A 25,648-nucleotide genomic window follows, 5' to 3' on the forward strand; every position below is an offset into this window, starting at 1 on the left:
TTTCTCAAAATCTAAATATAAATAATGTCCGTTTTTACAACCTTTTCTCCAAAATCTTCCAATTTGGATTTGTAAAGATCAACCTGCCTCCGGTCTTTTTCTTTCTCGGCGCCTGTTTTAAAATCTACAATAATGAAGCCTTCTTTTGTCTTGATTAATCTATCCGGACGATAAGTTTTAGAAGTTCCATCCTCTACGGAGAGCATCTCCCGTTCATTGATTATTTTCAGATTGTCTTCAAAATAATCTGAGTAATTTTCATTTTTCAGAACATTTTCAATTCTTTCCAAAATTGATGTTTTCTCTTCGCCCGTAATAGTTCCTTCCAGAAGATAAGAATTCAGAACTTTCAGAACATCTTTTTTAGTTTTGATTTTGGATAAGATCTCGTGCGTGAAAATCCCCATCCGGACATGCGCCACACGATTCTGATAACTCTTGGATGAGGTTGCAATTTCTATGTTTGATGCTTTCTCAGTTTTCTGAGAGATAGAATGTATGCTCTCAGAAAGATATTCGTTTTTCTCTTTTCGCTTTTGTTTTTTTAATGATTCTGATGAGGTTTCATAAACATCAAATGAATCTAGATTTTCACCATTTTCTACCGGTTGGAATTGTGCAACGAAATCAAATATTTCCAAATAATTAGTCGTTTTATTCGGTTTTTCGAGATAGAAAAAAAGCTGTTCCACAGGTCGGGTTGTCGCAACGTATTGGATACAGAAACGGTCGATTTTGTTACGGTAAGAATTAATCAGATTAAAACCCGCCATTTCTTCATCATACCTTTCCAGCTCCGGCGAAAACTGATTTAGGATCACCGTTTTCAGTTCATCTTCACTTCCAAGATCAAACCATTCCGAGAATTTTTTGTCGCTGTTCTCATTTCTCATCGGGATAAAGACGATTGGGAATTCCAGACCTTTCGCTTTGTGAATCGTCATAATTTGGATTGCATCTACATTCTCACTCGCCTGAATACTGATTTTCGACGCTTCATCATCCCAATATTTTAGGAATTCTTTCAATGTAGCACCTGTATTTTGCGTGTAATTGTGAAGCATTTCCAGAAAATTCAAAAGGAAATCGGTTTCCTTACCTTCAACCGAGAATTCGTGGACGTAATATTCAATGAAATTATAAAGATTAAGTTGTGGAATGTCTTTCTGAATCAGCGTTACATTATATTTTTCATTAATGAAATCTTCAATGTCTTTCTTATTTTCGAACTTCAAAATCTCTTTAATTTCGCAAGTGAAATCCGTCATTATAATTCTGCCCGAAACATTCAGGAAATACATCATTTTTACCAAAAACTGACGGTTTTTTGGAACGAGATTCCATTTCAGAAATTCGATCAACGCTTTTATAGTAAAGGCTAAATCGAGTGTCAGACCTTTCTCGGAAATCGTTTTGATGTATGTTTCTTTTCCTTTATATTTGACTTTCAGATTTCCCAGTAATTGAGAATAATTGAAAATATCCGAATTTCCTCTGCAAAGAATCGTAATATCAGAAAAGGCAAAACCATTATCCAGACTTTCCTGAATGTCATTCTGCATTTTCTCGACCGTTTCTTCATAAAAAATATCCTTGGTTGAGTTTTCCAAAAAATGAATTTTCACGCGCCCTTCCAACTGAGATTTCGATTCCTGAAGTGCACTTTCTCCGAAGATTTTTTGATGTTCATTATTCAGATCACCGGACATAAAATCGTATAATCTGTTATTAAAATCGACAATGTTTTTCGCACTTCGCCAATTAAAAATCAGGTTTTCGGATATTGCAAATTTTGGTGTGATTTCTTTCTGGTTAATGATATCCAGCATCAGTTCACTTTCGCCGCCGCGGAATCTGTAGATGCTTTGTTTAGGATCGCCAACGATAGTGAAACTCGTGTCGTCAGACGTAACGCTGTTGTCCCGAAGCGGCAAAAAATTCTGCCATTGCATTGATGATGTATCCTGAAACTCATCAAAGAAATAATGCTGAAACTGAGTTCCAACTTTCTCGTAAATGAAAGCTGAAGGCTCATTCCTGAGATTTTCATTAATCAAAATATTGAATTTCGAAAGCAAAACCAAATCATTTTCTTCCTCAATTTCCAGCAGCTTTTTCTGAATATCGGCATTCACTTTCAAAGGGAGAATGGCTTGCAGAATTTTTTCTTTTTTCTGAGAATTGATATAAAGGTCGATGATCTCTCGCCGCCAGGAAATCAATTGTGGTAAAATATCCTCAATATCACTTTGCTTATGTTTTCCTTTTGTAGAAGCGCCTTTCAGGAAGGTTTCCAGTTTTGAATCTTCGGAAGTGGTTGGAAAAGGAAATTTCTTATCCTTGATTTTATGAAACTCCAGAATGTTCTGGAAAAATCCGCCGATGCCACTTTTTCCGCTTGCAAAATCCTCAATTTCTATATCTCTGCTTTTGATCAGATCTAGAGCTTTCTTTGCAATGTCAAGAGATTCTGACTTGAGATTTTTAATAGTTTCTCTGAGTTCTGTTTTCTTGTTTTCATAAGCTTCCCATTCAAATTCTTTGTTGGCCTGAAGCGGCTGATAATGGACATCGCTCACGAATTTCTTCGCCGAATTATAAAGAGTTTGGTTGAGGTTCACACGCTCATTATTATCCAGATTATAATTGATGTAATCCATAAAAGCGTCCGAAACGGTTTCATCTTCGCCAATTTCGTCCAGCATTTTGTCAACTGCTTCTATCAGATAAGGTTCCGGCTGTATTTCCAGATTGAAATTCTGAGCCAACCCCAATTCATAAGAAAAACTCTTTACCAGTCGGGAATTGAACTTGTCAATAGTTCCGATATTAAGCGTGGAGTAGTGGTGTAAGATATAATCAAGAACCTTCTGAGAACGGTGATTAAGGTCGTCGAGTGTAATTCTATAGCCTTGTTTCGCCAGTTCTTCCTGTATATTTTTAAGATCCTGATTTTCGGAATAATTATCTTTTACAAACTCGCCGAGATAAAAAAGAATTCTTTCCTTCATTTCTTTGGCCGCTTTGTTGGTGAAAGTCAATGCCAAAATTGTCCGGATAGCATCAGATTGATTCGGGAATCTGAGACAGATCATCAGTAAACTCTGAACCAAACGGTAAGTTTTGCCAGAGCCGGCAGAAGCGTTGATGACGGTATATGAGTTTTGCATAATCACAAAGATAAAAGAATTAACACACAAGAATCAATGCAAAAGTATTAATCTTCTGGCCAGTCCGACGATCTTTAAATTGTATTGAAGACTCTATAATCCTCAAATTCTATCAATCTCCAATTCAATCTCAACATCGTAATCCAGCCGAAAGGATCTCCTATGATGAATAGTTGGCCCGAATTTTTTCAAAGCTTTCTGATGAACCTTGGTACAATATCCAAAATTGGTGTTCCAGCCGTATTCAGGAAACTCGTCGTGGAGTTTTATCATCAGATTGTCCCGGTAGTTTTTTGCGATAATGGAAGCTGCGGCTATCGAAAGATATTTGCTGTCGCCCTTGATGATGCAATGGTGTGGCGTATAATTATAAGGATGAAAGCGATTGCCGTCTACCAAAATTAATTCCGGTTTGTTTTTCAATTGATCCAATGCCAGATGCATTGCGTGGATACTGGCGTTCAGGATGTTATGCTGATCGATAAATTCCGGAGAAAGTTCTGCTATGGCAAAATCTACAGCATTTTCCCGGATGTAGAGATCGAGATTCTGTCTAGTTTTAAAATTTAACGTTTTAGAATCGTTAACTAAATTTTGCTTAAAATTTTTATTTACAATTACGGCAGCTGCGACCACAGGCCCAGACAGACAACCTCGTCCGACTTCATCGCAGCCTGCTTCTAGAAGTGATTCTGAAAAGTTTTGTAGTAGGGGCATAATAAAATATCATTGTCAAAGTTATGTAAATAGTAAACTTTACATAATATAATTAACAAATTTTTAACAAATTGTGTTGTATATATTAATAAAGTTTTGCATTTTTGTTTATTGAAAAATTTGATTTGATATGAAAAAATTAACAACAAGCGTGTTAGCAGTGGTTCTTTCGTCGTCTTTTGCAGTAGTTTCTGCACAAACGGTACAGGATTCTGCGAAGACACAAGATATCGAGGGCGTTGTAGTGACGGCTTTAGGTATCAAGAGAGAAAAAAAATCTTTGGGTTATGCCTCTCAAGAGATCAAAGCGAGTGCTTTATCAGACGGAACTACAAATACTGGTAACATTGCTGCCCAGTTATCCGGAAAAGTCGCTGGTCTTAATGTGACTACTAATACCAACTTTGGTGGTTCTGCTAACTTAGTTATTAGAGGTATCAAAGGAGTTGGTGGAGGTAATCCATTAATTGTTATTGACGGATCACCCGTTAATAATAACTCAACTTTTGGTTCTTCTGTAAATAATCCTGGTGCGGCTACTGATTATGGTAATGCTCTATCAGACATCAACCAAGATGATATAGAATCCATTAACGTTCTAAAAGGTGCCGCAGCTTCTGCGCTCTATGGAGAAAGAGGTATTAACGGGGTTATCGTTATTGTTACCAAAAATGGTAAGGGTAAAGATGATGGATCTTGGGGTGTAACTTTATCATCGACTGTTCAAGCAGGATTTATTGATAAAAGTACTTTCCCTAAATATCAAACTAAGTATGGTGCAGGATATGATCCATCATTTACTGCTTCTGCTGCAGATGGAACACCATATGCTAACTTTGAGGATGATGCTTCTTGGGGACCCGCATTTGATCCCAATAAATTGGTTTATCAATGGGATTCTTATGATCCAAGTTCACCAAATTTTGGAAAAGCAACACCTTGGGTAGCTGCGAAAAATGGACCTATTGAATTTTTTAATACTCCTGTGACTTATACTAATACAGTTTCATTGGAGAAAGGTCAGAAAGGTAAAAATATCTTATTTACGTATGATAATATGACGGCTGATGGTTTGATGCCTAATTCTCATATTGCAAAAAATACATTATCATTAAAAGTAAATTATGATTTAACTGAAAAGTTACATTCATCATTCTATACTACACTGACACTTCAGGATACAAGAGGTAGAAATACTACTGGTTATAATGATAACATAGTTGGTGGCTTCAGACAATGGTGGCAAACCAACGTAGATGTGAAAGATCTACAACGTGCATACCAATATGGTGTTAAAAATGCAACGTCTGCTAATAACTATGGTAACGTAACTTGGAATAGAACAAACGCTGCTAATGGTATGCCAAAATACTGGAACAATCCATATTTCCAAGCTAATGAAAGCTATGTTTCAGATAACAGATACAGAAGTTTCAGTTACGGACAGTTGGTTTATGATTTTAACAAAAATTTCAGTGTAACCGGAAAAGTATCATATGATAGATCTAATCTGTCCATAGAGAATAGATTAGCTGTAGGTATGCTTGAACAAGCTTTTGGGGCATCAGGTAACACGGTGACTTCAGGATATTCAAGACAGGATATTATTCAGACAGAAACCAATTACGATGCATATTTGAACTACAAATTTGATGTTACAGATAATATCAATGTAAGCGGGATTGCTGGAGGTAATATCAGAAGAAATTACTATAATTCGATTTATGCTTCTACAGAAGGAGGATTAGTAGTTCCAGGTATTTATGCTGTAAGTAATTCAATTTTAGCACCATTGGCTCCAAAAGAAGATTTGCAGATTACCCAGACTAATAGCTTCTATGCAACTGCATCAGTTGATTTTTATAAAATTTTCTATTTAGATGGTACTTTTAGACGTGATCAAAGTTCCACACTTCCATCGAGTGATAATACATACTATTACCCATCAGTTACAGGATCATTCATCGCTTCAGAACTAATTAAAGCAGACTGGTTAAGTTTTTGGAAGATAAGAGGTAATTACGCTGAGGTTGGTGGAACTGCTCCAATATATTCTTTGATTAATACTTATACAGCTGCTGGAGTTTTCAATAATGGGGAATCTGGTGTAGGACTTTATAATTCTGTAGTTACTAATAATAACCCTAAGCTTAAGCCACAAAGGTCGAAAGAGTTTGAAGTAGGAACAGAGGTTCACTTCTTAAAGGATAGAATTACTCTTGATCTTGCTTATTACAAGACTAAAACTATCGATCAGATTATTGCTCTGCCAGTATCATCCGGTACAGGATATACAACCCAATATATTAATGCAGGACAGATAGACAATAAAGGTTATGAGGTAAGTTTAGGATTGGTTCCTTTCAAAACTCCAAATTTCACTTGGAATATGGATATCAACTGGTCTAAAAATGAGAACAAAGTAGTAGCTTTAGCTGGAGATTCTAAAAATTACTTATTACAAAGTTTCCAAGGAGGTGTAACTATGAATGCAACTATTGGTGAATCTTGGGGTACACTAATTGGATCTGATTATGTTTACCTTAATGGTGAAAAAGTAGTAAATGCTACTACAGGTAGATATCTTCGAGAAAATAACAAAGTTATCGGTAATGCTACTCCAGATTGGATCGGAGGTGTGAGGAACAGTTTTAATTACAAAGGGATTTCATTAAGTTTCCTAATTGATGTAAGACATGGCGGAGATATCTTCTCTTTAGATCAATATTATGGACTAGCAACAGGATTGTATGAGGGTACAGAAAATTACAGAGAAAGTGGTACAGTTTGGGAGGGTGTGAATCCTAATGGACAAACTAATACAACTGTAACAGCTAATCCTTCTGCATTTGGTTCATTGGATGGTTACTCTCGTATGCCAGCTAAAAGATTTGTTTATGATGGTTCTTACATAAAATTAAGAGAAGCTAGTATCGGTTATTCTTTACCAAAATCATTACTTTTTGGAACTTTTGTGAACGAAGCTAAAGTGTCAATCGTAGGTAGAAACTTATGGATCATCCATAAAAACTTACCAGGTGCTGATCCGGAAGCTATGGTAGGTGGTGGTAACCGTTCTTACGGTTATTCTATTGGATCGCTTCCAACAACTCGAGATATTGGTGTAAACGTAACATTAAAATTCTAAATTAAAAAAAAATGAAAAAGATATTTAATATATTAACAATTGGTGTTGTAGCTGCAATGAGCTTAACATCATGTGAAAGAGACTTGACATCTCTGAATGTCGATCCGAAGCACCCATCAATCTTGCCATCTCAAAATCTATTGGCAATAGGGTTGCAGCAATCTTCATATTATATGTTTACAGGAAGTGTAAATTTTAATAATTATAGATTTTTTACTCAACAGTGGGCACAAACTACCTATACAGATGAAACAACTTATAATCTAGTTACTAGGAATCAGCCAAGAAATCATTTTAACAGAATGTATGTTTACTCAATAAACAACTACAAAACTGCTAAAACTAATCTCGAAAATGAAGCAAATACTCCAGCAGTAAAGGCTAATAAACTAGCTTCTTTAGAAATTTCTGAAATTTTTGTATGGGAAAATGTTGTTGATACTTTTGGTGATGTACCTTATACTGAGGCTTTCAAGCCCAATGAAGAAATATATTCACCAAAATATGATGATGCTAAACAAATCTATGTGAGCTTGTTAAGTAGAATTGATGCGGCAATAGCTACAATTAATGAGTCTAGTGAGGGATATACTGACGGAGGAGATATTGTTTACACAGGAGATATGACAAAATGGAAGCATTTTGCAAATTCTATCAAGTTAAGATTAGCGATGAACTTGGCAGATGTTGATCCTGCGTTGTCAAAATCTGCTGCAGAATCTGCAATTGCTAGTGGCGTAATTTCCAGCGAAGACGAATCTTACGTATTCAAATTTGATGGTGGTACATTTGTAAATCCAAATATTGATGATTTAGGTGCTAGAAATGACTATGTTCCGTCGGAACTTGTTATTAATACTATGAATGCTAATAACGATCCAAGACGTGCAACTTGGTTTACACAAAAAAATGGCGCTTATGTTGGGGGCAAATTTGGAGAACTTAACCCATTTGCAAATTATTCTCATATGAGTAGTTCTTTTAATGCTGGTGACGCTCCAGCTAACTTACTTAGCTATGTTGAAGTTTTGTTTTTGAAATCTGAAGCAGCTGCAAGAGGTTATTCTGTTGGTGGAACTGCAGTTAGTTTTTATAATGACGCTTTAGCTGCATCTATGTCAGAAAATTCGGTTTCTGCGGCAGATTCTGCGGCTTATATAGCTGCTCATCCATACAATGCTGCTAATTGGAAACAATCAATTGGAGTAGAAGCTTGGGTAGCAATGTTCAATAGAGGGTTTGCAGCTTGGAATTTCTCTAGAAGATTGGATTATCCAGTTTTTGTAAACCCAGCTAATTCTCAACTGACCGGTGTTCCTGTAAGAATGCCATATTCTGATCAAGAATATGTTTTGAACGGACCAAACGTTAATGCTGCTGCTACTAAAATTGGTGGCGATAAAGCAACAACGAAATTGTTCTGGGATAAAAATTAATAAATCAATTTTTATAATAAAAAGAGATTGCTTAAGCAATCTCTTTTTTTTTTTATTTGTATTTTTGAGTATGTTTTTTAGAATAATAATTTTCTGTTTTATTTTCTCCAACATTTTTGCTAAGGCACAATTAGATTTGGAGCATTGGTTTCCGCCATACTTTAGAACCTCCCCTTACGATATTACACAACTAAGTATATATATATCTACTGATAAAGACAACAGTTTTCCTGTAAAGATTTATAATAATAATGTACTTATATCAACAGTTGCAGTTTCCAAAAATTCTCCTATAGAATTTCCAGTTCCAGCAATTTCAATGCTTGAAGCCAGTACTCCTTTAAGAGTAATGAAACCAACGACAATGGGGATACATCTTTCAGGAGAAAAAAGTTTCTATGCAAGTCTTAGGTTAGCAGGTTGTAGAGTAGGTTGTAAGAGCGAGATAATTGCATCAAAAGGGAAAACAGCTTTGGGAAAAGAATTTTTTATAGTGACAGATCAGATTATACTTTATGGAAATAATCCCGCCGGAATGTTATACCAAACCTCGGTAATGGCAACTCAGGATAATACGAAGATTAAGATATCTAATTATAATTCTAATCTGGTATTTATTAATGGAGACAATAGTGATGAATTGAGTATTACTCTGAACAAAGATGAGTCATATATTATAGTTGCTCGTAAACAGGATAATCCTAATCCGCCAAATATTCTGGATGATTGGGATCCTAATCTCATTGGAGCAAAAGTTACGTCTGATAAACCAATCATTGTTAACAATGGAAATTTCATTAGTCAGGATATAGGAGAAAGTGGTGGTGGTGGAGTTAATATGGATCAGAGCGTTCCTATCGATAAGATTGGAAAGGAGTATTTTCTGGTCAATGGGATGACCAAGACAGAAACTGCAATGGAAAAATCAATAATTGTTGCCACAAAAAATAACACACAGATCTTTTTTAATAATGAGCAACAACCTTTTGTAACCCTCAATGCTGGCGAACATTTTATCGGGCCTTATGGAAAGCAAAGATATTTGGATGGCAATCAGCCTTCATTTAAAAATCCACAAAATATAATTATTCCGACACGCGGGATATATATTAAATCTTCTGAACCCGTTTATGTATATCAACTAATAGGTGGGTTTAACTTTTTGATACAAGGTCCCAGTCCCGATTTTACACAAATTACCAGTGGAATGACATTTTCTTATCCATTGGATAAAGATTACTTCCCAAAACCACAACAAAATCTTAAAAATATTATTCATATCCCATCTGTAGAAAGATTAGGGAGTTTTGTAGCACAATCAAAATTATCAATTAAGACATCTATAGGTGCGAATATAAAAGTAAATGGAACTGCGATGACAAATCCATCACCTATGATTGGTAAAGATGGCTGGGGATATTATACGATAGTTCCAATCTCCGGAGATGTAGAAATCGAATCAGATAAAGATCTTAATGTAGATCTTGTTGGAGGTTTTCAATTTGCGGGCTATGCTAGTAGTTACACCGGTTTTTCTAATGATCCTTATATATTAGTTAATGGTAACTGTATTCAGGAAGGTGTTTTTTTAAAATTAAGTAACAAGGATTTTATTACATTTCAATGGCAGTTAAATGGAGTAGATATTACAGGAGCTACAAGTTTTGAATATCAACCTATCTTACAAGGAAATTATCAATGTGTTGTGACATATTTAGGATTCAGTTTTACTACAACTCCTGTTTTTATTCCCAATTGTCCTTACAATATCTATGATGTTAATGTTGGGAATGTTTGCCATAATTTCGAGATAGATACCAAGTTTACTATGCCAGGTCATGTGTTTTCAAAATTAGAGTTACTGACACAGCCAAATAACGGAACGGCTCAAATTATCAATAGAAAAGTAATTGTAAAAATGAATGATTCTTTTGCAGGAACTGATAGATTAATATATAAATTGACAGCAACAGATGGATATTATGAAGTTTATAAGGCCAATTTTAATGTCCTTCCAAATCCTATTGCTGATGTAAAATCAGAACTCCAGCCAAAATCATATTTAGACGATACATATTATTTTGACCTTTATAGTGCTATAAATAATGAGAATAATGAAACTTTTGAATTCTATCCGGGATTATCAGATGCAGAAAATAATACCAATCAGATAAAGGATCTTTTGTCCAATTATTCATCAACACTTACTGAAATTTATGTAAAAATAACCAATCAATATAATTGCTACGTCATAAAGAAAATTGTACTTATAAGACCGCCGGTTGTTCCAGATTCTGTTACATTACCCAATGCATTTTCCCCAAATAATGATGGTGTAAATGATATTTGGGATTATTCCTTACTTAATGCTTTCCAGGATCTTGACCTTAAAATATATGACAGATATGGTAAATTGGTTTATACACATACCAGAGAATTCTCCTGGAATGGAAAAGTGAGTAACATATTGTTACCTTCTGATTCTTATTGGGTGATTTATTCTTATACGAGCAAAGGGGTAAGAGTTTCAAATAAAACGATGTGGCTTCTTTTGAAAAACAGATAAATTAAATTATTAAAAAATAAAAGCTCCATTTTGATCATCAAAATGGAGCTTTTACTTTTATAAAAAGTAATCCTACTTCCCAAACAATCCGCCGCCCATTCCTGGCATATTCGGCATTTTGCTCATCATTTGCATCATTTGTTTGCCTTGAGGACCTTGCATCATTTTCATCATTTTTCCCATTTGGTCAAATTGTTTCATCAATGCATTTACGTCTTCCAATTTTCTTCCTGCACCTTTCGCAATTCTCTGTTTTCTTGAAACATTTATGATAGAAGGTTTTCTTCTTTCGTCAGGCGTCATAGAATGGATGATTGCTTCGATGTGTTTGAAGGCATCATCATTGATGTCCACATCTTTGATTGCTTTTCCAACGCCTGGAATCATTCCCATTAGATCCTTCATATTACCCATCTTCTTAATTTGGTTGATTTGTTTCAGAAAATCATCAAAACCAAATTCATTCTTCGCAATCTTCTTATGAAGTTTTTTCGCTTCCTCTTCATCAAATTGTTCCTGAGCTCTTTCCACCAAGGAAACAACATCTCCCATTCCGAGGATTCTGTCTGCCATCCTTTCCGGATAGAAAAGATCCAGGGCTTCCATTTTTTCTCCAGTTGAGATAAATTTGATTGGCTTCTCAACCACAGAACGGATCGTCAAAGCGGCTCCACCTCGCGTATCACCATCCAATTTTGTAAGCACAACACCGTCGAAGTTCAGAACATCATTGAAGGTCTTCGCCGTATTCACCGCATCCTGACCCGTCATAGAATCTACAACGAACAAGGTCTCATTCGGTTGGATCGTGCTATGAACAGACTTGATCTCTATCATCATCTGCTCATCAATTGCCAAACGTCCAGCCGTATCCACAATCACCGTATCAAAACCATTTGATTTTGCATAGTTGATCGCGTTCGATGCGATAGAAGTTGGATTTTTATTTTCAAGTTCTGTATAAACTTCAACATTGATCTGTCCGCCCAAAACTTTTAACTGATCGATTGCCGCCGGTCTGTAAACATCACAAGCTACCAAAAGTGGTTTTTTGCTTCGTTTTTGCTTCAGATAATTAGCCAATTTTCCAGAGAAAGTCGTTTTTCCGGAACCTTGAAGTCCAGCAATTAGAATAACACTTGGTTTCCCCGAAAGGTTGATGCCTTCCTGGCTTCCACCCATCAATTCCACCAACTCGTCGTGAACGATTTTCGTCATCAATTGTCCCGGAGTCAAAGACGTCAGAACGTTTTGTCCCAGCGCTTTATCTTGCACGCGTTTCGTCAGATCCTTTGCAACTTTGTAGTTCACATCGGCATCTACGAGTGCACGTCGGATTTCTTTTACAGTTTCTGCAACGTTGATCTCGGAGATCTTTCCGCGGCCGGAAATATTATGAAGCGCCTTATCTAGCTTATCTTGTAAACTGTTGAACATAACTTATGTAATATATTAAGGTTGCAAAAATAAGAAAATTTAAGCAAAGGAAATAGTTTCAGACATCACTTATCGATCATCATTTATTATTTATTTTATTTGACTCCGTCGAACCTGAAGGTTTGGGCAGCTTTATCCGTCTTCCGCTCCCAATCTTTTTTGCAGACGATTTCCCTTTAATAAAACCCGAGTCCACGCAAAAAAGGATTTCCGCTCAAGCCGGGCTGCAGATTCAACATAGGATAGGATTCTGACTTAAAACCCAATTTTGTCATCCGTAAGAATCTAAACTCTTGAGATTGACGTCTTCGAACCACTTCGTTAGGTTTACTACAGAATGACAAAGTTTGCTTTATTGCTTTGTTGAGCAATGCGCCTTTGCGCGAACCTTAAAATATTTTCAATAATGGGAAAAAAAAACTTTGTGGACTTTGCGTTCAAAATCCAAAGAAGGAATTTTGTAAAATGTAAGTCTATGAAGTTTAAGTTATCCAGAATGTTTACTTTTGCAAAAATCAAATTTTGGGAGATAAGCAGAATGATAATTCAAATGCATTGCGGAAATATGGGAAATATTCTTCCGTAGTTTTCCAGATGTTATTCATCATCGGGATTTCATTTTGGGGTGGACATCAGTTGGATTTGTACTTCGAAACCGGCTCCAATGTTTTGGTTTTAGTGATCGGACTCAGTGGACTTTGTCTTTCATTATACACCACTTTGAAAAGACTAGAAATTTTAAATAAAGAAGAAAATGAAGAACAAAAGTAATATCGTTATCAGTGTTGTGTTTTTCCTGACATTCATTATACATTTCGCAATTTGGAAGTTTATTTTCCATCTGGATGAAGTCACGATTATCAAGTTTTACCTCTTCTTAAGTGTGATTTTTATGATGATGATCACCTTGCTTTTGATCATCAACAGAACCTTTCCCCAGTTTGTAGGAATGTCTGTTATAGGACTCATTTTAGTAAAGTTCGGATTGATGTATCTGATCAAGAATAAGCTTCATTTTGAGGCGATTCCGAATTTCAAATTCCATTTTATTATTCCATATTTTATTCTGACTGCGTTGCTTACCTATTATGCAATACAGTTAATTAATTATGACAAAAAACAGTAAATTAATTCTTCAAAAGAGAAAAAATAGTCTATTTTTGCAAAACGAAAAAAAAATCTATCGATGCTAAAGAAAACAGCAATTTTATTTTACAGTTTATTCTTATTTACAACGGCTTTCGCACAACACGAAACTGTTGAAAATCAGCACGGTAAACATGTAACTGAAACGCCTGCACTTTCTGAAAAAGATGAGAGAGCAAATGTAGTTAAAGAATTTGTGGATCATCACATTTTGGATGCTCACGACGTTGCATTGATGGTAAAAGATGGTCACCACATCGGTTTTCCATTGCCGGTTATTATTTATGACGAAGGTTTTCATACGTTCATGAGTAATACGGAAGGTGTAGATGGTCACGAATTTATCCACGGTTCTCCAGTCGAAAGCGACGGTAAATTCTACACGCTTCATCACGAAAAAATCTACAGAACAGATTCTAAAGGAACTTTGACTCTGGATAAAAATCATCATCCAACTGAAAAAAGAGTTTTAGATTTATCAATCACAAAAAGTGTTTTGGTGATTTTCTTAGTAGCGGTTTTGATGCTGATTATCTTCGGAGGAATGGCGAGGTCTTACAAGAAATCCCTAGTGCCTTCAGGTGCTGCAAAATTCCTTGAGCCTTTGATTATTTTCGTAAGAGACGATATTGCTATTCCAAACATCGGTCATAAGTACAAGAGATTTATGGGTTATCTGTTAACTGTATTTTTCTTTATCTTATTCCTGAATGTTTTAGGTTTAATGCCTTTCGGAATCAACGTTACTGGTAACATTGCGATTACTTTCTTCTTGGCAATTTTAACCTATTTGATCACAACTTTCTCAGGGTCGAAAGATTACTGGAAACATATCTTCTGGATGCCGGGTGTTCCTGTTCCAATGAAGTTTATTATGATGCCGATCGAATTGCTGGGAACTTTGACAAAACCATTTGCATTGATGATTCGTCTTTTTGCGAATATGACAGCAGGTCACATCGTTGTAATGACGTTGATCGGGTCAATTTATATTTTTGAGAACTGGATCGCAGGTGTTGCATTTCCATTCCTGACTTTGGTTATTTATTTACTGGAAGTATTAGTGGCATTTTTGCAGGCTTATATTTTCACAATGCTTTCCGCTTTGTTTATCGGGATGGCAGTAGAAGAACATGAGCACGATCACGCTCATTAATTAAATTAGAAAAAACAATTTTTAAATTATATACATTATGGAAATTCCTAGAATTATTGGTGCAGGTCTTATTGTACTAGGTGTAGGTATCGGTCTTGGAAAAATTGGTGCTGCTGCTCTTGAAGCAATCGCTAGACAACCAGAGCAATCTGGAAAGATCCAAACTGCTATGCTTATTGCTGCTGCACTTGTAGAAGGTGTTGCTTTCGCTGCGTTGTTCGCATCATAAGCCAAAAAAACAAACATTGTTACAGCGGTTGGCTGTAGCAATGTTTTATATTTAAAAATTTTCAAAAAAATTAATCTAACGATATAATGGAATTACTTCATCAGTTTTCATCAGGATTGTTTATCATCCAGTCCATCATTTTTTTAGTATTGCTTTTCTTATTAGGAAAGTTTGCCTGGAAACCAATTCTTAAATCAATAGACGAGAGAGAAACATCTATCATCGATGCTCTTAATCAGGCTAAATTGGCGAAGCAGGAAATGGCTCAGTTGAAAGAAGATAACGAAAGAATCCTTCGTGAAGCCAGAGCTGAAAGAGATGGTATATTGAAAGAAGCCAGAGATATGAAAGATAAAATCGTAAATCAGGCTAAAGACAGTGCTAAAATTGAAGGCGAAAAAATGATCGAAGCAGCCAGACAATCTATCCAGACTGAGAAAAATGCTGCAATGGCAGATATCAAAACTCAGATCGGAACTTTGTCTGTGAGCATCGCTGAAAATATTCTTAAAGAGAAATTGAACAACGATGGTGCTCAAAACGCTTTGGTAGAAAATATTCTTAACAAATCTAACCTTAACTAATCAGGATGTTAACATCTAAAGTAGCTAAAAGATACGCTCAGGGTCTATTGGATTTCACTCAGGAGTCTGGTAACACAGATGCTGTTTTCGGTGAGATGAAGGATATTGTGAAAATAATGTCTTCTTCCAAAGAACTGAATCAGTTTGTGAATACGCCTATCATTGATGCAAAAAAGAAAGAAGCAATCGCTTTGGAGATCTTCAAAGATTTCTCTCAGGTTTCTAAGAACATCATCAGACTGGTCATCAAGCAAGGCAGAGAATCTCAGCTTAGAAATATTGCTCAGGAATTCATCAATAAAGTAGAAGACATCAAAGGTACTCAACGTATCTCTTTGGTAACAGCTTCGCCTTTATCACAAGAAAATATTCAGAAGATCATTACGGATTCCAAAATGGTAAACGTTTCTAGCTATGACTTGGAAACGATTGTAAAACCAGAGATCCTAGGAGGTTATATCCTGAGAGTGGGAGATCAGCAGATCGACGCATCAGTAAGAACAAAACTGAGCAATATCAAAAAAGAATTTCAACTTAATTAAGAAAAAACAACCATATAATGGCAGAAATAAATCCGGCAGAAGTATCAGCGATACTGAAGCAGCAATTAGCAAATTTCGATACTCAATCTAACGTAGAAGAAGTTGGTACTGTTCTTACGATAGGGGATGGTATTGCTCGTGTTTACGGTTTAGAAAACGTACAGTACGGAGAATTGGTAAGATTCCAGGCTGGAGTTGAAGGTATCGTTCTTAACCTTGAAGAAGATAATGTTGGGGTTGCACTTCTTGGTGAATCCAAATTGGTAAAAGAAGGTGATACTGTAAAAAGAACAAACAGAATCTCTTCTATCAAAGTGGGTGAAGGAATGCTTGGTAGAGTTGTAGATACTCTAGGCAATCCTATCGACGGTAAAGGACCTATCACTGGTGAGCTTTACGAAATGCCATTGGAAAGAAAAGCGCCGGGAGTTATCTTCCGTCAGCCGGTAACAGAACCACTTCAAACTGGTATCGTTGCTATCGACTCTATGATTCCTGTTGGAAGAGGACAAAGAGAGTTGATCATTGGTGACAGACAAACTGGTAAAACAGTTGTGGCTATTGATACCATTATCAATCAAAGAGAATTTTATGATGCTGGGCAACCAGTATATTGTATATATGTTGCAATTGGGCAAAAAGCTTCAACTGTAGCACAGATCGTTAAAACATTAGAGGACAAAGGTGCTTTGGCTTACACGGTAATTGTTGCGGCTAACGCTTCTGATCCGGTTCCAATGCAGGTTTATTCTGCAATGGCTGGTGCATCTATCGGAGAATTCTTCAGAGACTCTGGTCGTGCGGCTTTGATCGTTTATGATGATCTTTCAAAACAAGCGGTTGCTTACCGTGAGCTTTCTTTACTATTGAGAAGACCACCGGGACGTGAGGCTTATCCAGGAGACGTTTTCTACCTTCACTCAAGATTGTTGGAAAGAGCGGCAAAAATTATCAAAGACGATACAATTGCGGCTCAGATGAATGACTTGCCAGAATCTTTAAGACCATTGGTAAAAGGTGGCGGATCTCTTACGGCACTTCCAATTATCGAAACTCAGGCTGGTGACGTTTCTGCGTATATCCCGACTAACGTAATCTCGATTACAGATGGTCAGATCTTCCTAGAGACAGACCTTTTCAACTCAGGTGTTCGTCCTGCGATCAACGTTGGTATCTCTGTATCCAGAGTTGGTGGTAATGCACAGATCAAATCAATGAAAAAAGTTTCTGGTACACTTAAGTTAGACCAGGCTCAATATAAAGAATTGGAAGCGTTTGCTAAATTCGGTTCTGATTTGGATGCTGCTACTATGGCAGTGATCTCAAAAGGAGAAAGAAACGTGGAGCTTTTGAAGCAGCCAGTTAACTCTCCACTTCCGGTAGAAAATCAAGTAGCGATGATCTACGCAGGAACTGAGAATCTATTGAGAAATATTCCTATCAGAAAGGTAAAAGAATTCCAGGTAGAATATGTGGATTTCTTGAAAAACAAACATCCAGAAGTAATGGCAGCTCTTAAATCCGGAAAAATTGATGATCAATTGACTGGCGTTTTAAAACAAGTAGCGACAGAACTTTCTGCGAAATACAATTAAAAATTAGTTGATGGTTTTTGGTTGATAGTTGACAGAATTTTCTCAAACTAACAACCAACAACCGACAACCAACAACTAAATATAATATGGCAAACTTAAAAGAAATACGAGGCAGGATTACATCTATATCTTCTACGATGCAGATCACAAGCGCTATGAAAATGGTTTCCGCTGCGAAACTAAAGAAAGCGCAAGATGCGATCGTAATGCTAAGACCTTATTCTGAAAAACTTCAGGAGATCATACAGAATGTAAGTGCGGCGTCTGATGCAGAGAACATCTCGGAATTTGCACTGGAAAGAGAAGTCAAAAAAGTACTTTTCATCACCGTGACTTCCAACAGAGGTTTGGCTGGCGCTTTTAACTCATCTGTGATCAAAGAACTTAATATCCAGTTTTCAGCAAACGAAAATGTAGAGATAGAAGTTTTGACAGTAGGTAAAAAAGCTTTCGATGCTGTTAGAAAAAACAAAACTGTTTACGAAAACCACAGTTCACTTTTCGACAATCTTTCTTTCGATCACGTTTCCAATATGACGGAGAAAGTAATGTCGGACTTCAAAGCGGGAAAATTTGATAAAGTCTATGTTGTTTACAACAAGTTTATCAATGCAGCAACGCAAGAAGTAGTGACAGAGCAGGTTTTGCCAATTTCATCAGCTTCAGAAGAGAAAACAGTTTCAGAGATCAATGTAGATTACATCTTCGAACCTGGCAGAAAAGAAATTCTAGACGTATTGATTCCAAAATCAATCAAGACTCAGGTTTTCAAAGCTATTCTGGATTCTGTAGCTTCAGAGCACGGTGCAAGGATGACAGCAATGCACAAAGCGACCGACAATGCAGACGCACTTAGAAGTGATCTCAAGATCTTCTACAACAAAGCAAGACAGGCAGCCATCACCAATGAGATATTAGAAATTGTTTCCGGAGCAGAAGCGCTCAAGAACAGTTAATAAAGATAAAGTTAAAGTTAGTAGTTAGTTATAAAAAGCATTGAGGGTCAAACTTCAGTGCTTTTTATTATTTAGGGCAGTTTGTATTTAATCATTTGGGCAGCTATTTGACATTCGTCGAAACCTATTTATTGTTTTTTTATGGCAGCTTTTCCGCCTTCCGCTCCCAATCTTTTTTGCTCACGATTTGTCATTAATAGAAACCGAGTACAAGCAAAAAAGGATTTCCGCTCAAGTCGGGCTGTGGATTCTAGATTAAATCACGATTTTTCATAAGACATAATTTTGTCATTCCGTAGGAATCTCAACATCATACAATTCTGGGTTTTTCTAACTTCTAAAAGCTCACTTCTAACATCTAAATTGAAGTTAAAAAAAATATCTATCTTTGCACAGATTGTATATACAACATTAAATGGACCCCGATAGTTTAATCAAACTTCTCATTGCATTATTTTTAGTTCTTCTAAATGGCTTCTTTGTAGCCGCCGAATTCTCAATAGTAAAAGTACGTTATTCCCAAATCCAGGTAAAAGCCGCTGAGGGAAACACAATGGCCAAAAAAGCCGAAAACATCATCAAAAACCTTGATGCTTATCTCTCTGCAACACAGTTGGGGATCACGCTTGCTTCTCTTGCTTTAGGTTGGGTGGGAGAGAGCGCTCTGCATCACATCATAGAAGCCACGTTTCATTCTTTGAATATAGAATTGGCAGCAACTACGGTGACTACTATTTCGGTTGTCTGTAGTTTCTTGCTGATCACGATTATGCACATCGTCTTTGGAGAATTGGTTCCCAAATCAATTGCAATCAGAAAATCAGAGGCGACAACACTTTTCATCGCTTATCCACTGCATTTATTCTATAATATCTTCAGACCGTTTATCTGGTTGATGAACTCATTATCGAATTCATTCCTGAAATTAATCAAAATATTCCCGGCTTCGGAACACGATATTCACTCAACGGAAGAATTGCAATTATTGGTAAAACAATCTGCGGACAGTGGCGAAATTGAAGAAGAAAATTACGAGATCATAAAAAATGCATTCGATTTTACAGATCACAATGCAAAGCAGATTATGATTACGAGACAGAATATATCGTCTATTGATATCAATGATGAGCCGGAAGATATCATCAATCAGATTATGGATAGCGGCTATTCGCGAATCCCGGTTTACGAAGGTTCTATCGATAACATCATCGGAATTTTCTATACAAAAGAGATCATCAGAGAATATATCAAAAGTAAAGGTCAGGTTTCCCACGAGAGTCTGAGAGGCTTTATGAGAGAGGCATTCTTCGTAGTTGGAAGTAAAAAAATATCCGATCTTCTGAAAGTTTTCCAACTGAAAAAGCAACATCTTGCAATCGTCATTGATGAATTCGGAGGGACTGAAGGAATTATTACACTTGAAGATATTCTGGAAGAATTGGTAGGAGAGATCCAGGACGAGGAAGACGAAGAAGAGAAAATTGTAGATAAAGTGGGTGACAATATCTATTGGGTAAAAGCAACTCAGCCATTGGACGAGATCAACGAGCAGCTTCCAAGAAAAATACCGCCGTCTGAAGAGGGAGAATATAACACGCTTGCAGGATTTATTCTGAATGAACTACAGGATATTCCAGAAGAAAATCAGGAGTTCGATTATGGTAACTACCATTTTAAAATCCTTAAAATGCAGAACAAAAGTGTAGAATTAGTCGAGCTTTTGTACAACAAACCATTTGTAGAAGATATAACTGACGAAATCACTGAATAATAAAACTTTATTAAGATGAAAATCTATAATAATAAATCTTATGATGAGCCAAAACGCCAGTACGAAGAGGATGTACTGGTTTTGGAACAGGAAGATGAAGTGTATAAAATAGTACTTCATAATGATGATGTCAACACCTTCGATTATGTGATTATGTGCTTGATAGAAATTTGTGAACATACTTTAGAACAAGCAGAGCAATGCACGATGCTGGTTCATTACAAAGGGAAATGCACTGTAAAAACAGGATCATTAGAAAAACTAAAACCGATGCATCAGGCATTGCTTGATAAGGGTCTTAGTTCCGAAATAGTATAAAATAAAACGATTGCTTTTGTGATCGTTTTTTGTTTTATTGAAATCTGTAATTTGCTTCCGGTAATGTATTTTTTTTCAAAAATTCTTCATATTCCGGAGAGAGAATCGCCCTTCCATAAGTGTTTTTTCCGGACATTCCGCCCAATCTGATCTTGTCTTTACCGTATTTCAGATTAAGCTTATCAATGGCTTTCATAATAGGAATGTGTTTCGCATCATCATCTTTTTCAAAAAGATTAATCAGCCTTTCATTGTCCGGAACAAAATCCGAAACCATCACACCCGCTTTTTTGTAATGAAATCCTTCCTTATAAATAGCCTCAAAAATCGAATGGGCAAACTTAGCTAATACAATGGATGAACTGCTGGGATTTGGTAGGATGATAGAAAATCCATCTTTATATTCCCCTAATTCTTTTCGAAATCGGTTGGTTTGAATGAAAACGCTTATCACTTTGCAACAGGAATTCTGTTTCCTTAATTTCTCGGCGCAATAGATGGCAAAAGTTTCCACACGTTCTGCCAATTCTTCTTTGTTAGAGATCATTTTCATGAAGCTTCTACTTACCATAATGGATTTTTTATCAGAAGGCTGATCCAGTTCCAATTGTGGAATTCCTTTAAATTCATTAATCATTCTGATTCCCTGAATTCCCATTATCTTCCGCACCCAGATTTCCGGCTTTTGTAAAAGATCCCAAGCTTTATGAACGCCGTTATCCCGCATTTTTGCGCCTAATTTTCTCCCGATTCCCCAGACATTCTGGATATCTAATTCTTTTAGTGCTGTTTCTATTTTTTCTTTAGAATCCATTATATAAACGCCCTCAGGATATTTCTCAGTTTCTTTTTTTACAATGTGATTGGCAATTTTGCACAAGGTTTTGGTGGGAGCTAATCCGATGCTTACTGGAATTTTATGTTGATGTTCAATGTCTTTTTTGATGTTACAGCAATATTCATATAGATCAAAATACCTGAAGCCCTGAAAATCAAGAAACAATTCATCGATGCTGTAAACTTCATACTTCATCACATAATTCTTCGCAATTCTCATTACTTCCTGACTATAAAAATTATACAGTTCGAACTTTGCAGAAAATACTTTTACGTCATTTGCTGCAAAAAGATCTTTATACTTGAAGGCCGGTGCAGCCATTGGAATTCCTAAAGCTTTTGCTTCATTACTCCTGGAAATGACACAGCCATCATTATTAGAAAGTACGACAACAGGCTTCTCTTTAAACTCTGGCTTTAAAGCTCTTTCGCAGGAAACAAAGAAGTTGTTGCAGTCGAGTAGTGCGTACATATTATGATTTAAAAGATGAAATATCTTGATGTCAAAGTTAGTTACATTTTAAAACAAAATGATTATATTTGTTGTTACAAATTATAACAATGTCAGTTTTTTCAGATAACATCAGGTTTTTAAGAGCTAAGAAGATGACAACTCAACAGGAGTTGGCAGATACATTAATCATCACCAGATCGCGGTACGTTTCTTATGAAGACGGACGCTCCGAACCGCCGTATGATGTTCTCATTACAATGTCTAAGTTTTTTCATATCAGCATTGATTTGCTTTTAACAGTGGACATTAGAAAATATCCTTTGGAAGCAATGATCAATCTTCCGGATAACAGAATTGTGCTTCCGGTAGTGGTAGATCAACTGGGAAACAACAGCATCGAAATTATTCCTCAAAAAGCTTCAATGGGCTACCTCTCTGGTTACAGCGACCCAGAATATATAGAAAGTCTTCAAAGAATCTCGTTGCCATTTCTTACGAATGGAAAATATAGAGCTTTCCCTGCACAGGGCGATTCTATGCCGCCTTTCAAGGATGGTTCTTTCATCATTGGGAAATATGTTGAAGATATTGAGGATCTGAAGGTCAACAAAAGCTACATTTTCGTCACCCTGAATGATGGGATTTCCTACAAACGATTCAAAGCTCAAAAGAAAAAATCTATCGAGGTTGCAGCGGACAATTCTTTTTATAAACCTTATGAGATTCCGTTGGGCGATATCTTGGAAATCTGGCAATATGCATCGGGGATTTTTCCGGAAGATTTTGAACCGGATAACTTTGATAATTATAATCTGAAGGATATGTTCTCGGAATTAAGAAAAGATATTCAGGATCTTGATAATAAGGTGTCCAAACTAAAATAAATTTTAAAATATTCAAATACTTATATGCAACTCAGTTTATTTGATGCAGGCGATTATTATCAGTTTCCGGTAGAACTACTGGATTACACCGAACACTTTTTATCTGAAGACCGTGCAACCGCACTTGAAAAGATATTAATAGAAACCGTACCCTGGAAACAAGGGATACAAAAAATGTATGATAAGGAAGTTTTGACGCCGCGTCTTACTGCCTGGTATGGCGATGATGATAAGTCTTATCATTTGGGAGGCAATCAATTTAGTGTTAATGCCTGGACACCGGAACTTTTAGGCTTGAGATATAAAATCCAAAAATTGACGGGTTACAAGTTTAATTCTGTATTGCTCAATTTCTATAGAGACGGGAACGATTCTGTGGCCTGGCATCGGGATAAGGAGAGTGAATTGGGAAATCGTCCTGTCATTGCTTCTGTCAGTCTTGGACAGAGGAGGAATTTTGATTTTAGAAAAAAGGATGATCACCAAAATAAATATAGCCTGCCGCTGCCACACGGTTCTCTTCTCATAATGAAAGGAGATCTACAGATAAATTGGGAACATCGGATTGCCAAATCAATGAGACCAATGAAACCGCGTATTAATCTGACTTTTCGTCAAATCCGTGAATTATAATTGTAGCTTCTTTGAAAAATTATGATCATAATTAAGGTCTAATTTTTATTTTTTTTTATTAAATAAGTACTTTTTTAACATTAAAAGTAATAATTCAGCTAAAAATTATTATTTTGCAAATGAATTTAAAAAATACTTATGAATTTAAAAATCAACTTTTTAGTTGCGGGTTTTGCATTGACATTTTCTACGATGTATGCTCAGACAACAACCCTTGAATCGAAAGCAAAAGACTGGATTACAAAAAATGCCAATAAGATCGGGACAACTTCCCACGACGAATTTAATTTTAAATCTTCAAGAAAAAGTTTATCAGGAGAGACACTAAGATTTCAGCAGGAAATCAACGGAATTCCGGTTTATGAAGGCGATGTTGCAATTCATTTTAATAAGTTGGGAGAAGTAACATTTGCTACAGAAGTTCCTGTCTCAAAAAAATTAAAACAAATCAACACAATCCCAACATATAGCAAGACCGATGCTTTTGAAAAAGCTAAAACCGGAGCTAAAATTTCCGGTGAGATTACCTATCAGGAAAATAATCTTTACGTATTTGTAACAGAAGAAGGAGAAACAAAACTGGTTCACAGAGTCGTTATCAATTCTTATGAGACGCCTGGAGATTGGGAAATAATGGTAGATGCACACTCCGGAGAGATCATTAGAATCCTGGATATTGCCAATTATCATAAAGACAAACCAAAGAAAAAAAATCCGGATAAACAGGCTGAAGTTAAAGCCGCGGGAACAGCTTATATCTTCAATCCGGATCCTTTGTCAGTAGCTCATGTGGCTTATGGCGGAAATTATGTAGATAACAATGACGCCACCAATGCAAGCTTAGATGCAGCCAGAAGTTTGGTGTCATTACCGGATATTACTTTTTCGAATGGAACATACAGTTTGAAAAGCAAATATGTACAGGTTGCCGATTTTGAATCACCGGCGACAGGTCTTTTTTCTCAGGCTTCTCCGGATTTCTTATTCAATAGAAATGATCAGGGCTTCGAGGCAGTGAATGCCTTCTATCACTTGGACAGAAGTATGGCTTATATTAATGAAACATTAGGAATTGTCTGCAAATCAACCTTGAACAATGGCGTTTTACTTTTTGATCCACACGGACTGAGCGGCGATGACAACTCACATTTCCTTCCGAGTACACAGAGACTGGCGTTTGGAGAAGGTTGTGTGGATGATGCAGAAGATGCAGATGTGGTTTTGCACGAGTTTGGGCACGCAATCCATTATTGGATCACGGGTAACAAATCTTCTTCTTCCCAAGGTTTAGGCGAAGGTTCCGGAGATTACTGGGCGATGTCTTATAGCAGAAGTCTTAATCAATGGTCAGCTTCTGAACCTCAGTACAACTGGATGTTCAGCTGGGATGGTCATAACGAATGCTGGGATGGCCGCGTAACCAACTATGCACCAAAATATCCTACAAGCACAATCAATAATTCTTCTTATATCCATATCAATGGACAGATCTGGGCTACTTCCCTGATGAGAATCTATAACAGAATTGGCAAAGAGAAAACTGATCGTATTTTCCTGGAAGGTCTTAGCCTGACGAACTCTTCTTCGACCCAGCAGACCGCTGCTGTTGCGGTAAGACAATCTGCTATTGATATGGTCGGAACTTTCGGATTCACCTGTGATGATGTCGCTATTATTACCGAAGAATTGACAACTTCCGGTTACACACTTCCTGCTTATCAATGTGTCAATCTGGCTGTAGCAGATGTTAATAAAAATTCAGTGACTGTTTATCCAAATCCTGCGACCGACAATTTAACCGTTTCGATGGATTTCAAAAAGACGGAAACAGTAGAGATCTACAGCTTGGAAGGCAGAAAGATTTCTGAAGCTAATATTAATGCCAACAATAATGTCATCAATGTTTCTAAACTCAGCAAAGGTGTTTATCTGTTGAAAATTAAAGGAACAGATGTTGTGGAGAAATTCATTAAGAAGTAATTTCTTAGATCGTTTCAACAACTAACCATATAAGATTCAAACAGCAGCGGACGAAATTGTCGCTGCTGTTTTTTATTTATTTTCTTGGC

At 36.5% G+C, this 25,648-nt stretch carries 20 protein-coding genes; 16 read left to right on the forward strand and 4 right to left on the reverse strand.

Annotated features, from left to right (window positions below):
• Window positions 1-11 precede the first annotated feature (11 nt).
• Together ACFJGY_RS05590 and ACFJGY_RS05595 are read right to left on the reverse strand one after the other, a co-directional pair.
• Window positions 12-3,170 carry a UvrD-helicase domain-containing protein gene (locus ACFJGY_RS05590; protein ID WP_379968937.1) on the reverse strand — a complete coding sequence of 1,053 codons (3,159 nt, stop codon included), beginning with the start codon at window positions 3,168-3,170 and terminating at the stop codon, window positions 12-14.
• Between the two features lie 102 nt (window positions 3,171-3,272).
• Window positions 3,273-3,887 (reverse strand): ribonuclease HII, encoded by a 615-nt coding sequence (locus tag ACFJGY_RS05595; RefSeq protein WP_379968939.1) that lies wholly within the window; start codon window positions 3,885-3,887, stop codon window positions 3,273-3,275.
• Window positions 3,888-4,017: 130 nt separating this feature from the next.
• On the opposite strand from ACFJGY_RS05595, the gene ACFJGY_RS05600 reads away from it, so the two are divergent.
• From ACFJGY_RS05600 to ACFJGY_RS05610, 3 genes are all read left to right on the forward strand, one after another.
• A complete protein-coding gene (locus ACFJGY_RS05600; protein WP_379968941.1) occupies window positions 4,018-7,035 on the forward strand; it encodes a SusC/RagA family TonB-linked outer membrane protein in 3,018 nt (1,005 codons plus the stop codon).
• Window positions 7,036-7,046: 11 nt separating this feature from the next.
• Window positions 7,047-8,471 carry a SusD/RagB family nutrient-binding outer membrane lipoprotein gene (locus ACFJGY_RS05605; protein WP_379968943.1) on the forward strand — a complete coding sequence of 475 codons (1,425 nt, stop codon included), beginning with the start codon at window positions 7,047-7,049 and terminating at the stop codon, window positions 8,469-8,471.
• Window positions 8,472-8,607: 136 nt separating this feature from the next.
• A complete protein-coding gene (locus ACFJGY_RS05610) occupies window positions 8,608-11,037 on the forward strand; it encodes a T9SS type B sorting domain-containing protein (protein ID WP_379968945.1) in 2,430 nt (809 codons plus the stop codon).
• Window positions 11,038-11,109: 72 nt separating this feature from the next.
• On the opposite strand, the gene ffh is transcribed toward ACFJGY_RS05610, so the two are convergent.
• Window positions 11,110-12,474 (reverse strand): signal recognition particle protein, encoded by a 1,365-nt coding sequence (gene ffh / locus ACFJGY_RS05615; RefSeq protein ID WP_379968947.1) that lies wholly within the window; start codon window positions 12,472-12,474, stop codon window positions 11,110-11,112.
• A 522-nt stretch (window positions 12,475-12,996) separates the two neighbouring features.
• On the opposite strand from ffh, the gene ACFJGY_RS05620 reads away from it, so the two are divergent.
• From ACFJGY_RS05620 to ACFJGY_RS05665, 10 genes are all read left to right on the forward strand, one after another.
• On the forward strand, window positions 12,997-13,245 hold the full coding sequence (locus ACFJGY_RS05620; RefSeq protein ID WP_379968949.1) for an AtpZ/AtpI family protein: 249 nt from the start codon (window positions 12,997-12,999) through the stop codon (window positions 13,243-13,245).
• Window positions 13,229-13,600, forward strand: a complete 372-nt coding sequence (locus ACFJGY_RS05625) for a hypothetical protein (RefSeq protein WP_379968951.1) — start codon at window positions 13,229-13,231, stop codon at window positions 13,598-13,600. Before ACFJGY_RS05620 ends, ACFJGY_RS05625 begins: the two co-directional genes overlap by 17 nt.
• Before the next feature lie 60 nt (window positions 13,601-13,660).
• The gene (gene atpB / locus ACFJGY_RS05630; protein ID WP_379968953.1) at window positions 13,661-14,776 is read left to right on the forward strand and encodes a F0F1 ATP synthase subunit A; all 1,116 of its coding nucleotides are present in this window, start codon (window positions 13,661-13,663) and stop codon (window positions 14,774-14,776) included.
• A 37-nt stretch (window positions 14,777-14,813) separates the two neighbouring features.
• A complete protein-coding gene (atpE, locus tag ACFJGY_RS05635; protein WP_027384648.1) occupies window positions 14,814-15,005 on the forward strand; it encodes an ATP synthase F0 subunit C in 192 nt (63 codons plus the stop codon).
• Window positions 15,006-15,091: 86 nt separating this feature from the next.
• On the forward strand, window positions 15,092-15,589 hold the full coding sequence (locus tag ACFJGY_RS05640) for a F0F1 ATP synthase subunit B (RefSeq protein WP_379968955.1): 498 nt from the start codon (window positions 15,092-15,094) through the stop codon (window positions 15,587-15,589).
• Window positions 15,590-15,594: 5 nt separating this feature from the next.
• Window positions 15,595-16,131: an ATP synthase F1 subunit delta gene (gene atpH, locus ACFJGY_RS05645; RefSeq protein ID WP_379968957.1), complete on the forward strand. Its 537-nt coding sequence runs from the start codon at window positions 15,595-15,597 to the stop codon at window positions 16,129-16,131.
• A 17-nt stretch (window positions 16,132-16,148) separates the two neighbouring features.
• The gene (gene atpA / locus ACFJGY_RS05650; protein WP_379968959.1) at window positions 16,149-17,726 is read left to right on the forward strand and encodes a F0F1 ATP synthase subunit alpha; all 1,578 of its coding nucleotides are present in this window, start codon (window positions 16,149-16,151) and stop codon (window positions 17,724-17,726) included.
• Window positions 17,727-17,812: 86 nt separating this feature from the next.
• Window positions 17,813-18,682 carry an ATP synthase F1 subunit gamma gene (gene atpG, locus ACFJGY_RS05655; protein WP_379968961.1) on the forward strand — a complete coding sequence of 290 codons (870 nt, stop codon included), beginning with the start codon at window positions 17,813-17,815 and terminating at the stop codon, window positions 18,680-18,682.
• 415 nt (window positions 18,683-19,097) lie between these two features.
• Complete coding sequence (locus ACFJGY_RS05660) at window positions 19,098-20,453, forward strand: hemolysin family protein (RefSeq protein WP_379968963.1); 1,356 nt, start codon at window positions 19,098-19,100, stop codon at window positions 20,451-20,453.
• Window positions 20,454-20,468: 15 nt separating this feature from the next.
• Window positions 20,469-20,771, forward strand: coding sequence for an ATP-dependent Clp protease adaptor ClpS (locus ACFJGY_RS05665; RefSeq protein WP_379968965.1), 303 nt, complete (start codon window positions 20,469-20,471; stop codon window positions 20,769-20,771).
• Window positions 20,772-20,805: 34 nt separating this feature from the next.
• Here the strand turns inward: ACFJGY_RS05665 and ACFJGY_RS05670 are convergent, their stop codons facing one another.
• On the reverse strand, window positions 20,806-22,080 hold the full coding sequence (locus tag ACFJGY_RS05670) for an SOS mutagenesis and repair protein UmuC (RefSeq protein WP_379968967.1): 1,275 nt from the start codon (window positions 22,078-22,080) through the stop codon (window positions 20,806-20,808).
• A gap of 89 nt (window positions 22,081-22,169) precedes the next feature.
• Here ACFJGY_RS05670 and ACFJGY_RS05675 point away from each other — a divergent pair, with 89 nt between their 5' ends.
• The 3 genes from ACFJGY_RS05675 (at window position 22,170) to ACFJGY_RS05685 (ending at window position 25,559) form a co-directional block, all read left to right on the forward strand.
• Complete coding sequence (locus ACFJGY_RS05675; RefSeq protein ID WP_379968969.1) at window positions 22,170-22,946, forward strand: XRE family transcriptional regulator; 777 nt, start codon at window positions 22,170-22,172, stop codon at window positions 22,944-22,946.
• A 24-nt stretch (window positions 22,947-22,970) separates the two neighbouring features.
• On the forward strand, window positions 22,971-23,579 hold the full coding sequence (locus tag ACFJGY_RS05680; RefSeq protein WP_379968971.1) for an alpha-ketoglutarate-dependent dioxygenase AlkB family protein: 609 nt from the start codon (window positions 22,971-22,973) through the stop codon (window positions 23,577-23,579).
• A gap of 138 nt (window positions 23,580-23,717) precedes the next feature.
• Window positions 23,718-25,559, forward strand: a complete 1,842-nt coding sequence (locus tag ACFJGY_RS05685) for a T9SS type A sorting domain-containing protein (RefSeq protein ID WP_379968973.1) — start codon at window positions 23,718-23,720, stop codon at window positions 25,557-25,559.
• Window positions 25,560-25,648 lie beyond the last annotated feature (89 nt).

Origin of the sequence: Epilithonimonas sp. UC225_85, from assembly GCF_042695135.1 — a bacterium.
Lineage (GTDB): Bacteria > Bacteroidota > Bacteroidia > Flavobacteriales > Weeksellaceae > Epilithonimonas.